Annotated in this window: 10 protein-coding genes; 3 read left to right on the forward strand and 7 right to left on the reverse strand. The window is 41.1% G+C overall.

What is annotated here, in order from left to right; genetic code table 11:
- The 7 genes from QZ169_RS10675 to QZ169_RS10705 form a co-directional block, all read right to left on the reverse strand.
- A partial coding sequence (locus QZ169_RS10675; RefSeq protein ID WP_295506944.1) for a sugar phosphate nucleotidyltransferase occupies positions 1–552 on the reverse strand: 552 nt, incomplete at its 3' end.
- On the reverse strand, positions 542–1684 hold the full coding sequence (locus QZ169_RS10680) for a glucose-1-phosphate adenylyltransferase (RefSeq protein ID WP_125401432.1): 1143 nt from the start codon (positions 1682–1684) through the stop codon (positions 542–544). The genes QZ169_RS10680 and QZ169_RS10675, both read right to left, overlap by 11 nt.
- Before the next feature lie 6 nt (positions 1685–1690).
- Positions 1691–3601 (reverse strand): 1,4-alpha-glucan branching protein GlgB, encoded by a 1911-nt coding sequence (glgB, locus tag QZ169_RS10685; protein WP_295506946.1) that lies wholly within the window; start codon positions 3599–3601, stop codon positions 1691–1693.
- 385 nt (positions 3602–3986) lie between these two features.
- On the reverse strand, positions 3987–5411 hold the full coding sequence (locus QZ169_RS10690) for an NADP-dependent glyceraldehyde-3-phosphate dehydrogenase (RefSeq protein ID WP_124765258.1): 1425 nt from the start codon (positions 5409–5411) through the stop codon (positions 3987–3989).
- 227 nt (positions 5412–5638) lie between these two features.
- Positions 5639–7372 (reverse strand): phosphoenolpyruvate--protein phosphotransferase, encoded by a 1734-nt coding sequence (gene ptsP, locus QZ169_RS10695; protein ID WP_002900755.1) that lies wholly within the window; start codon positions 7370–7372, stop codon positions 5639–5641.
- Position 7373: 1 nt separating this feature from the next.
- Entirely contained in the window at positions 7374–7637 is a 264-nt protein-coding gene (locus tag QZ169_RS10700; protein ID WP_002896017.1) for a phosphocarrier protein HPr, read from the reverse strand.
- A gap of 191 nt (positions 7638–7828) precedes the next feature.
- On the reverse strand, positions 7829–8407 hold the full coding sequence (locus QZ169_RS10705; protein WP_004191817.1) for a TetR/AcrR family transcriptional regulator: 579 nt from the start codon (positions 8405–8407) through the stop codon (positions 7829–7831).
- Positions 8408–8644: 237 nt separating this feature from the next.
- On the opposite strand from QZ169_RS10705, the gene QZ169_RS10710 reads away from it, so the two are divergent.
- From QZ169_RS10710 to nrdE, 3 genes are all read left to right on the forward strand, one after another.
- Positions 8645–10423 carry a serine hydrolase gene (locus QZ169_RS10710; RefSeq protein WP_295506950.1) on the forward strand — a complete coding sequence of 593 codons (1779 nt, stop codon included), beginning with the start codon at positions 8645–8647 and terminating at the stop codon, positions 10421–10423.
- A gap of 417 nt (positions 10424–10840) precedes the next feature.
- On the forward strand, positions 10841–11059 hold the full coding sequence (nrdH, locus tag QZ169_RS10715; RefSeq protein WP_002897920.1) for a glutaredoxin-like protein NrdH: 219 nt from the start codon (positions 10841–10843) through the stop codon (positions 11057–11059).
- A gap of 160 nt (positions 11060–11219) precedes the next feature.
- Positions 11220–12756, forward strand: a 1537-nt coding sequence (gene nrdE / locus QZ169_RS10720; RefSeq protein ID WP_295506952.1) for a class 1b ribonucleoside-diphosphate reductase subunit alpha, incomplete at its 3' end; no start/stop codon positions are given.

A 12756-nucleotide genomic window follows, 5' to 3' on the forward strand; every position in this document is an offset into this window, starting at 1 on the left:
TTCTCGGCCATCAAAGAGTTTATGCCCTCTGACATGGTCCGTTTCGTCAATATCTAGGACAGCATTCACATCCGAAATATTTTCCTTATGCAATTTCTTGTAGACAACTGTGATTGGCTGTTCTGTTGTATTATGCAAATGGAAAACTTGATTGAGGTCAATATTAACCAAGATATCACAGTTAAGTGCAACAGTTTGGTTGGAACCAGAACGTTTCAGGTAGGTCAATAGCTGATCATAGTATTCCTCACCGACTGTAGAACTTTCTACACGGGTATTGTAGATTCCCAAGTAATAGTGGCTGAGCAAGGTAGACAGACCCCACTCACGACCTGAACGAATATGGTCAAAAACAGAGCTGATATTGTCCTGCTGGAAGATACCAAAGACACTGCGGATACCAGCATTGGCAAGACTTGAAAGCGGGAAGTCAATCAAGCGGTATTTCCCACCGAATGGCAAGCTGGCTACTGGACGATGATTTGTCAGAGTTGACATATCATGGAAGCCTACTGTGTTTCCTAAAATTGCTGAGTATTTATCAATCTTCATCTTTTGGTACCCCCACTTTCTCGTTGTATCCGACAACATATACTTCCTCTGTACCATCAATTTCTACACCATCAGAGATGATCGCACCTTCTCCGATAATGGCCCGCTTAATCTTAGCGTCTTTGCCAATAACAGCTCCACTCATGATGACAGAGTCTTCAATGACTGCGCCCTTCTTGACCTGAGCACCAGTAGAAAGGATAGAGTGTTTTACTGTACCGTCAACGAAACAGCCATCAACGACCAGCGAATCTTCCACATAGGAATTTTCACTGATGAAGTTTGGCGGAGAAATCAAGTTGCGAGAATAAATTTTCCATCGACGATTGCGGCTATCCAGAGCATTTTCTGGGCTGATGTATTCCATATTGGCTTCCCAGAGAGACTCTACTGTACCAACGTCTTTCCAATAGCCCTCAAAATCATAAGCATAAACGCTTTCGCCAGATTCAAGGTAGTTAGGGATAACATTCTTACCAAAGTCAGACATATCCACATTGCTCTTTTCAGCAGCTACCAGCATATTGCGCAGACGTTGCCAGTCAAAGATATAAATCCCCATAGAAGCCTTGGTTGACTTAGGATGTTCTGGTTTTTCTTCAAATTCAACAATCCGATTATTAGCATCTGTATTCATGATACCAAAACGGCTGGCTTCTTTGAGAGGCACATCCAGAACGGCAACTGTCAAGCTGGCATTGTTGTCCTTGTGAGACTGAAGCATGTCATCATAATCCATCTTGTAGATATGGTCCCCAGACAAAATCAGGACATACTCAGGATTGATGCTGTCGATATAGTCGATATTTTGGTAAATCGCATGGCTGGTACCTTCAAACCAGCGATTTCCTTCGCTCGCAGAATAAGGCTGAAGAATGGACACGCCTGAGTTAATACCATCGAGACCCCAGCTAGAACCATTTCCGATATGACTGTTCAGAGCTAATGGTTGGTATTGAGTAATGACACCGACATTGTGAATACCGGAGTTGGCACAGTTAGACAAGGCGAAGTCAATAATACGATAGCGACCGCCAAACTGTACCGCAGGTTTTGCGATACTCTGTGTGAGCTTTCCAAGACGAGTTCCTTGCCCGCCGGCAAGAATCAAAGCTAGCATTTCATTCTTCATAGACTATTACTCCTTTGTGGAATCTTTTTTAACATTTTTTCGAGCAATCCGACGCTTGATCTTCCAGATGCTGGCTCCAAGAGCTGGCAACGTAAAGGTCAAGGTCTGTGGATAATCTTTCCAAAGTCCTTCTTGAGACTGAACTGTTTCGTTATGTTCCTTCCAAACACCTCCCCATTCTTCTAATTCAGTGTTCCATACTTCTTCATAAATGGCTTCCACTGGAACACCAATGGTAAAGTTCTTACGCTCTACCGGCGCCATATTAAATACACAAACTAACATATCTCCTTTTTCCGTCTTACGGATAAAAGAGAGGACACTTTGATCAGTATTATCCGCATCAATGATTTCGATGCCATCATAGCTCAGATCAATCTCCCAAAGCGGACGATTGTCTTTATAGAAGGCATTGAGTGCAGTAGTAAAGCCCTGCATCTTCTTGTTCATCTGATCGTCCAGATTAGACCATTCTAGCTGCTCTTCTGACTTCCATTCTAGGAACTGACCAAATTCTGAACCCATAAAGAGCAATTTCTTGCCCGGATGACAGATCTGATAGGTCAGCAAGTTGCGGAGCCCTGCAAATTGATTGTAACGGTCACCCCACATCTTGTGCATGAGACTCTTCTTGCCGTGAACCACTTCATCATGCGAGAATGGCAGGAGGAAGTTTTCAGAGAATACGTACATAAAGCTGAAGGTCACTAGATTAAAATCGTACTTACGATAAATCGGATCTTCCTCGTAGAAACGAAGGATATCATTCATCCAGCCCATATTCCACTTGTAGTCAAATCCAAGACCACCCAACTCTCTCATACCAGTAATCTTGGTTTCTGAGGAGCTTTCCTCTGCAATCATCATGACATCAGGATGGGCTAGCTTAATGACCGTATTGAGGCGTTGCAGGAAGTAATAGCCCTCATAGTTACGATTGCCTCCATCTTTATTTGGCTGCCATGGGCCGCTGTCATAGTCAAGATAGAGCATATTGCTGACAGCATCAACCCGAATCCCGTCCAAATGATAGAAATCAATCCAGAATTTAATACTGGAAATCAAGAAAGACTGAACCTGATTCTTGCCCAAATCAAAGTTGAGAGCACCCCAACCATAGTTATGAGCCCGATCGTGGTCCTGATACTCGAAAGTCGGTGTCCCATCATAGTAGGCCAGAGCATCATCATTAATAGTGAAGTGACCTGGTACCCAGTCCACAATGACCCCAATATTGTTCAAGTGACATTCTTCAACAAAGTCCTGAAATTCCTCAGGTGTGCCATAGGTATGCTCAAAGGCGAAGTAGCCCATAAGCTGATAGCCCCAGCTAAGTCCCAGCGGATGAGCCATAAGCGGCATGAATTCCACATGTGTGTAGTTCATCTCCACCAGATAAGGAATCAAGTCTTCTTTTAACTGGGCAAAGCTATAAGGACTGCCGTCTTCATTACGTTTCCAAGATCCGGCATGCACTTCATAGATATTGACCGGCCGAGAGAAGAAGCCCCAGCGCTTCCGGCGTGCCAGCCAAAGACCGTCTTTCCACTTCTTCTCAGGAATGCTGCGAATGACTGCTCCCGTGCCTGGACGCTCTTCCAGATAGATAGCCAGCGGATCAATTTTTAAAATTTCCTGACCACTGCTGCGCTTGATATTGTACTTGTAAATATCTCCTTCCTTAGGTAGCTCTGTGAAGACTTCCCAAACGCCCGCTTCATTTCGGACCATAGGGATCTGCTCTTCATACCAATTGGTGAAATCTCCAATCAAATGGACACTCTGAGCATTAGGCGCCCAAACGCGGAAAGAGTAGCCAGACTTGCCGTCCACTTCATCCTGATGCGCCCCTAGATAATGCTGTAAATGAAAGTTTTCACCTGTTGTAAAGGTTCTTAATGCTTCGTTCTTATCCATGCAATCACCTTTCTATTTGTAAGCGTTTTCTATAATACTATTCTACATTATTTTTATCTCTTTTTCAAGTAAATTTCAAATATCCTTACGGAAAATTACTAAAACCGAACATTAGCTGAAATTAGTAATAAATGAGAGAGAAAACACTGCATTTTGTGTCTCTCTATATCTTTTAATTCCTTTTTCACTAAGTATAGGAGCTATCCGAAACAAGAAAAAGATGAAAATTTTCATAAAGATATAGACCAATATGTAAATTTACATTTTAAAATAATAAGCAATTAAACATATAACTGATTAATTCTTTTAAAATCATGATGTAATCTTATTAGATTTACAAGTTCATCAAGGTAAGAAAAAAGGCCGCACAAAGCCGCCTTTCTCATTATTTCACATCAAACACGATGGATTTCACTTGTGTCATCGCTTCGATACTGTAACGAATCCCTTGCACTCCTGCTCCAGATCCCTTAACACCAAGGAATGGGAAGTTATCTGGACCACGTTGGGTCTTATTATTGATGTGTACAGTACCCACTTCCAGTTTCTCAGCAATTTCAAATGCTTTCGGGAAATCATTTGTAAAGACTGAAGATTGAAGACCAAATTCTGACTGGTTACAGATTTGGATAGCCTCTTCAACGGAAGTCACACGAATAATCGGAAGAACAGGACCAAACGGCTCTTCCCAAGCTAATTTCATATCCAGTGTCACATGGTCAAACAAGGCAGGCCAGATGAGATTTGCTTCACGTTTGATTTCTGTCAAGGCTGACGCTCCCTTTTCTTGAGCATCTTCAATCAAGCCCCAGATGAAATCTGCTGATGCATGATCAATGACTGGTGTGATATCCGCATTATCAAAGGGATCACCAACCGTCAGTTTCTCTACCTCTGCCTTAATCAGCGCCGCTAATTTATCTGCTACGCTCTCCATGACAATGACACGTTTAATAGCCGTACAGCGCTGGCCGGAATAACTGTATGCCCCACCAACAATCTGCTTAGCTGCATGCTCCAAGTCAGCATCTTCCAGTACAACTGCAGCATCCTTACCACCCAATTCAAGCATAATTGGACGCATACCAGCTAACTTACCGATGCGTTCACCGATTGGAGTGGAGCCAGTAAAGTTAATGTAGTTTACTTCCTTATGCTCAATGATGTAATCCCCGATTTCTGAACCACGTCCTGTGATGGTATTGAAAACACCAGCAGGCAGACCAGCCTCAGCAAAAGCCTGAGCCAAGAGCAAACCAGAGATTGAACCTTGAGTAGGTGGCTTAAACATCACGACATTTCCGCCGATAAGGGCAGGAGCAATCTTAGAACCAGACAGGTTGACTGGGTAGTTAAATGGCGCAATAGCCAATACAACTCCTACAGGCTCACGACGGACCACAGCCAGTTTTTTCTTGCTGGCAGCTTCAAAGCCGCCACCTTCCATAACCTGTCCGTGAATACGAATCCCTTCTTCAGCCGCATAGCGAATCAAGTCTGCTGTCCGGACTACCTCTCCTACTGCCGCTTTGATACCCTTGGCAACTTCCTTTGCAAGGATTTCACCAATCTTCTCCTGATCGCGCTCCAAAATATCCGCAACCTTATGCAGATAAGCTGCACGTTCAACTGCTGAAAGAGCTCTCCAAGCTGGCAAAGCTGCACGAGCACTCGCCATCGCATTGTCTACCTCTGCCTGAGTCATGGCAGGAACAGTTCCTAAAATCTCATTGTTGATGGGAGATGAGATGGTGATTTCATTTTCAGAAACTTTCCACTCTCCATTTATATAGTTTTTATATTGTGTCACTTGTCCCCTCCAAAATGTTATTAAATATTATTTTACCAAATTTTCTGAAAATTTCAACCAAAAGTTATAAATTTAAAGAATTTTTTCACAATTAAGATAGATTATTAAATTTGTTCATATTATATTTGCTATTTTTCTTTGATTTCCACTTTTTGCTCCCTCTTACTATGAGGCCACAACAAAAAAAGACCAGGAAAATTTTCCTGATCTAATCTTAATTTTTCAGATTAATCGAAGTCAAGATATTCTTTTTCAAGCTCAAGAACTTCTTCCATCGTTGCACATTCAGTCAGTGCACGCTGAGCCAGTTCTTGCATCTTCTTCGTATCCAGCTTCTTCATGAGGCTACGAGTCCGAAGAACAGAAGTCGCACTCATAGAGAATTCATCCAAGCCCATACCTACGAGCAATGGCACCGCTGTTTGGTCGCCGGCCATTTCTCCACACATACCTGCCCATTTGCCTTCAGCATGAGCTGCTTTGATAACATTGTTGATCAAGCGAAGGATAGATGGGTTGTAAGGTTGATAGAGGTAAGAGACTTGCTCATTCATTCGGTCAGCTGCCATAGTGTACTGGATCAAGTCGTTGGTACCAATTGAGAAGAAGTCTACTTCCTTGGCAAATTGATCCGCCAGCATAGCTGCTGCTGGAATTTCAATCATGATACCCACTTGGATATTGTCTGCTACTGCAACACCTTCAGCTTGAAGCTTAGCTTTTTCTTCGTCATAAACCGCTTTAGCTTTGCGGAATTCTGTCAGAAGGGCTACCATTGGGAACATGATGCGCAATTGTCCATGTACAGAAGCACGCAAGAGAGCGCGGATTTGTGTACGGAACATAGCATCGCCAGTTTCAGAGATAGAGATACGCAAAGCACGGAAACCAAGGAATGGGTTCATTTCATGTGGCATATCAAAGTAAGGAAGTTCCTTATCTCCACCAATATCCATCGTACGAACAACCACTGGTTTTCCGTTCATGCCTTCAAGTACAGCCTTGTATGCTTCATACTGCTCATCTTCTGTCGGGAAGTCTTGAGAATCCATATAAAGGAACTCAGTCCGGTAAAGACCAACTGCTTCTGCACCGTTAGCATTGACACCTTCAACGTCTTTTGGCGTACCGATATTGGCTGCCAATTCGAAGTGCTTGCCATCTGCAGTCACAGTCTGAGCATCTTTAAGCAATTCCCATTCAGCTTTTTGCTTAGCATAAGCCTCACCAGCTGCTTTAAATGCTGCGATTTGCTCTTCAGTTGGGTTGATAATCACTTCACCAGTGATACCGTTAGCTGCAATCACATCGCCGTCTTTTACAAGCTCAGTAATGTTATTGGTTCCCAATACTGCTGCGATTTCAAGCGTACGCGCCATGATAGCAGAGTGGCTTGTCCGGCCGCCGATATTAGTTACAAAAGCTTTAACAAATTTCTTATCCAGCTGTGCTGTATCAGAAGGAGTCAAGTCATGAGCAATGACAACTGATTCTTCATTGATAGACGCTGGGTTTGGCAATTTCTTGCCCAAAAGGTTAGCAAGAACACGTTTTGTCACGTCGCGGATATCTGCCGCACGCTCTTGCATATATGGATTGTCGTCCATGTTTTCAAAGAGAGTGATAAACATGTCCGTTACTTCTTTCAGACCAGCTTCTGCATTGGTCTTTTTCGCACGGATTGTTTCTTTGATTTGCCCAACCATTTCAGGGTCAGCAAGTACCATTAAGTGAGCGTCAAATACCTGAGCGGCTTCCTCACCAAGGCTATCTACTGCTTTCTCACGGATAACAGAAAGCTCGTTCTGTGAAGCTTCAAGAGCTGCATCCAAACGAGCCTCTTCTGCATTCGTATCTTCGACTGAAACAGTCTCAAATGATAAATCCGGTTGAACTAATAGATATGCCTTAGCAACGGCAACACCGTCAGATGCTGCAATTCCTTTAAGCATTTCTGTCATATTAAGCCAATCCTTCTTTTTCCATTGTTTCGGAGATTGCAGCGATAGCATCGTCTGCATCTGCACCTTCAGCTGAGATCTTAACATCAGCTCCTTGGCCAACACCGAGACTCATAACACCCATGATAGATTTCAAGTTTACTGATTTACCTTTGTATTCAAGTGTGATGTCTGAAGCGAATTTGCTAGCAGTTTGAACCAACAAAGTTGCTGGACGTGCGTGAATACCTGTTTCTGCTACAATGTGGAAATCTTTAGAAGCCATAGTTAGACTCTCCTTTTAAATAATTCTTTTTGAGTTATTGTGATAACCCTTACAAGTTGATATTATATCACCTTTTGAAATCTTTTTCAAGAATTTTATAGCCCGCTTACAAAATATTTCTTAGGAAATGAAAACTCTTCTTATTATATTGAAGAGAGAATTTTCGAGCAAAATCCTACATTCCTCAAGCTTTATTCAAAAATGGCTTCCACTAAGTTTTCAATCATAAAATCAAAAACTTGTTCAATATCAACAGGTAACTGATCCTTATGTGTAATGGTAGACATAGTTGCAAATAAAACAGAAATAGCTAAATCCTTATCAATCTTTAAACTTAGAAAAGACTGAGAAAAAATTTCTTCATTCAGACGAGCCGTTTGAGCATCAATTTCTTGTCGCTGTTCAAGACTAAGTTTATTATTAAAGTTTAAGTAATCAGGATTCTTTGTATCAAAGACAAATGTACTTTTTTCATACTCTTTAAAGACTGCCTTCAAAGCTTTAGACAGCCCCTCCTTTGATGGATTATCCTTCAAAATAGCTTCAAAAATGGAAAAAATCCTGTCTTGTGCATCGCGATAAACCTGAAAGAAGAGCTCTTCTTTATTTTTAAAAAAGGTATAAAAAGAACCTTTTGCAATCCCAACTTCTTGACAGAGAATATCAACGCTTGTTTTCTTATAGCCAAAATTCATCCAGCTTTGACTGCAAGCATTCTTAAATTTTTCAATTAATATTCTCTTTTCTTCTATTGTAAACCCTTTTGGCATAGCTTCCCTTTCTTTTTAAAAATCGAATATGACTATTTACACAATTTCGGTCATATGGTATAATTACTTTGTAGCTACTCGTTAAATATATCTTACTTTAGCTACAATTGCAATCTTTTTTATAGAAAAGAACTGATTTCTCTATTTCTTCTGTCTATTGAAGGCGCGCTATATTTAATAGAAAAGAAATAGAGGTTATAGACGGTCCAGTCTCTATTTTTATGAAAGGAAGACGCTATGAAGAAATTACTATTATTCATCTGCTCACTACTCCCTATACTTTGCATTATCATTCCAAGCCCTGTATTGGCGGATAGTAAGACTTTACCTACAGGGGATAGCTATGAACAGATCGGTCAAAAGATAGAAGATTTTTATAAAAAAAATGAAAAGACATCCGCTGCTATGGAAACAGCTGTTTTTGATACAAATGGAACCATTTATCGAGGAAATTTCGGCTATATTGATAAGGAAAAACAGACCAAAGCTGATGATAGCACCATTTTTGAATGGGGTTCTATCACTAAGCTGACTGTCTGGATATCTGTCATGCAGCTCTGGGAAGAAGGAAAAATTGATCTTGAGACTGATATAAAAAACTACCTGCCCAAGGACTTTCTCAAACATTTAAATTTCGATAAACCTATTACTATGCTAGATTTGATGAATCATCAAGCCGGATTTGACGAGCAAAATACTTACCTAAAAGGGGATAAAAGTATTGAAGAACTGATGAAGACCAGACAACCTAATCAAGTATTTGAACCAGGTACGACTACTGCCTATTCTAACTTTGGTACCGGACTAGCCGCTTATATTGTTGAGCGAATTAGTGGACAATCATTTTCCGACTATGCCCATGAGCACATCTTTAAACCCTTAGAGATGGAAAAAACGGCTATTTTGCCTGACTTGTCCGATAATGCATATGTCTATAAAAAACATAAAGAAGTCAAAAGCTATGATGCTAATGGAAATTATAAGAAAGATTCAGACTTTGAACTGAGTCTCTATCCTGTCGGCCGTGCCACAGGAACCTTAGATGGCTTGCAGAAATTTGCCCAAGCCCTTCTAAAAAAGAAAGAACTTTTCAAACATCCTGAAACTTGGAAGACTCTATATACTGCAAGCTCTACCTACCCAGGTACGGATATTCCTCTGAATGCACACGGATTTTGGTATCAAGAATATGGTGTCAGAGTTATTGGACACGGCGGCAATTCAGGAGGATTTTCTTCTTACATTTTACTTGACTTAGAGTCTGGTATTGGCCAAGTCATTATGACGAACCAATTTCAAGAAAAAATCTATAATTACAAGATGCCCGAGCTAGTATTTGGTCCTAAAAAATCTCCAAATAAACAATCTTATGCAAAATTCCATCCTGGTTACTATCGCAGCGCCCGTACTTTCAATAGTGGTCCCTTCTCTTTCTTAAGAACAGTTCCGGGATATACCTACTATATCAATGAGAAAGCAGATGCTGCTCAGCTCAACGGAGATTTCTGGGTCGCTAGTGAATCACAAGGACAAGAAAAAATCACGCGAGCCTATGGCGACGCGCTTCGGCAATCTAATTGGGATCTTATCAAAGACTATGGGATGCTCCTTCTTGCTGGATTGGCCATTTTGTTTAGTGCGATTAGTCTCCTTACCAATGCAGGTATCGATCTTTATCGCCTTATCCTAAAAAAATCCCAAAAGAAGACTTCATTAGCATGGAAAATATGGATATACCTGACTAATGCCGCTATTTTAAGCATTCCCTTCAACCTATTCAATATCTTTACTAAACTTATGAATGCTGCAGATGCTGACTATAACTGGAACTTTATAACATTAGCCATTCTAGCTCTGCTTCTTGCAATCGGCTCTCTTTATCCTTTCTATCTTAAAAACAAGGAAAAATGGAGTAAGAGTAAATTATTTATCACTAGTATTGCCAGCCTATCCTCTCTAATCATGGTCGCTAATATTCTCTACTGGTCTCTTTATCAATGGTGGGCTGCCTACTAAAAAATAACATGTTATCCCTAGCTCCCTGCAGCGACATTTGCAGGGAGTTTTTATATTCCAATAAAAAATATCTAGCTCGAATTCAGATCCAAAAACTCCTCCCTCCACTCCTGCTAGTGATTCCCTAAATTCTGTAACACAAGATATTGGATTTTTGTTTTTGGCGGAAAAGCTACTAGTCTTTTTTTTTATATTTTAAGACTTGTTTAAGCATTGCCGCATCAGCATTTTGCTCCTTTTCTGCAATTTTTCACTTCTTTTCACAGCTTATATAAACACTATATATTGTATTGTAATCTATCCTATAACAAAATATCACACAATATTTAGTTCAAAACTATTGACATTCTATTTTCTTTTAGATATACTAGTTTCGTATTATTTAAAAGAAAAAACGAAAGTTTAGAGGAATTTTTAATGGTAACTATTTACTCAAAAAACAACTGCGTTCAGTGCAAAATGACCAAGCGCTTCTTAGATACTAATCATGTAGAATACCGCGAAATCAACTTGGACGAACAGCCAGAATTCATTGACCATGTCAAAGATCTTGGTTTCAACGCTGCTCCTGTGATTCAGACAGCAACTGAGGCATTTTCTGGTTTCCAACCTGGTAAATTGAAAAAACTGTCTTAATGTAGTTTATTTTGAGGGCAGCGCGCCTTGATCGGGAGATAAACTAAAAGACATATTATCAGGGCAAACTGCAGCTCCTATGCTCATAGGGGCCGTTTCTTTTGTAAGGCGGATATTTTTCCGCTAGCTAATTATCTTATTTATATAGAAAAGGGAAAACATGGGACTCAAACATTTAGAGGATGTGACATACTTCCGACTCAACAATGAAATCAACCGTCCAGTTAATGGTCAGATTATGCTTCATAAAGATCAAGAAGCCTTAAAAGCTTTTTTTAAAGAAAACGTTGAGCCAAACACCAAGCAATTTTCTTCTATCACAGAAAAAATTAAATATTTAATAGAAGAAAACTATTTGGAGAAGGAATTTATTGAACATTATTCTCCGGAATACATCGAGGAGCTGACTGCTTTTATCCATGCTCAAGATTTCAAGTTTAAATCTTTCATGGCTGCTTATAAGTTCTACAACCAGTATGCACTGAAGACAAATGATGGTGAATACTACCTAGAAAGCATGGAAGATCGGGTACTCTTCAACGCCCTATACTTTGCCAACGGAGATGAAGCCATTGCCAAGGATATTGCTAATGAAATCATCCACCAACGCTACCAACCGGCGACACCAAGCTTCCTCAATGCTGGTCGGGCTCGTCGCGGTGAATTAGTTTCCTGCTTCCTCATCCAAGTAACAGATGATATGAACTCAATCGGCCGCTCCATCAACTCTGCCCTGCAATTGTCTCGCATCGGAGGTGGGGTCGGTATTTCCCTCAGCAATCTGCGGGAAGCTGGAGCACCTATCAAGGGTTATGAAGGAGCTGCGTCTGGGGTTGTTCCTGTTATGAAACTCTTCGAGGACAGCTTCTCCTACTCTAACCAGCTGGGCCAACGTCAGGGAGCTGGTGTTGTTTACCTCAATGTCTTCCACCCAGATATCATCTCTTTCCTTTCTACCAAGAAAGAAAATGCCGACGAAAAAGTTCGGGTTAAAACCCTCTCACTTGGTGTCGTCATTCCGGATAAGTTCTACGAATTAGCGCGTAAGAATGAAGAAATGTACCTCTTCAGCCCATATTCTGTTGAACGCGAGTATGGAGTGCCATTTGCCTACCTTGACATCACTGAAAAATACGATGAGTTGGTCGCTAATCCAAATATCACTAAGACCAAGATCAAGGCCCGTGATTTGGAAACAGAAATTTCCAAACTCCAACAAGAATCCGGCTATCCTTATGTCGTAAACATTGATACAGCTAACCGTTCAAATCCAATCGACGGTAAAATCGTCATGAGTAACCTTTGCTCTGAAATCCTGCAAGTACAAGAGCCTAGCCTTTTGAATGATGCGCAAGAGTATCTTCACCTAGGAACAGATGTGTCATGTAACTTAGGCTCTACCAACGTTGTCAACATGATGACATCGCCTGACTTTGGAAAATCCATCCGGACTATGACACGCGCCCTGACCTTTGTCACAGACAGCTCGCATATCACAGCTGTGCCTTCTATCGACAATGGTAACAGTCTGGCGCACACCTTTGGTCTGGGAGCTATGGGACTGCACAGCTACTTAGCTCAGCAGTTGATCGATTATGGATCTGCGGAAGCTGTAGAGTTCACTAGCATCTACTTTATGCTTATGAACTACTGGACCTTGGTTGAGTCTAACAATATCGCTCGCGAGCGTGGCGTGA

The organism is uncultured Streptococcus sp. (genome assembly GCF_905372115.1).
Taxonomy (GTDB): Bacteria; Bacillota; Bacilli; order Lactobacillales; family Streptococcaceae; genus Streptococcus.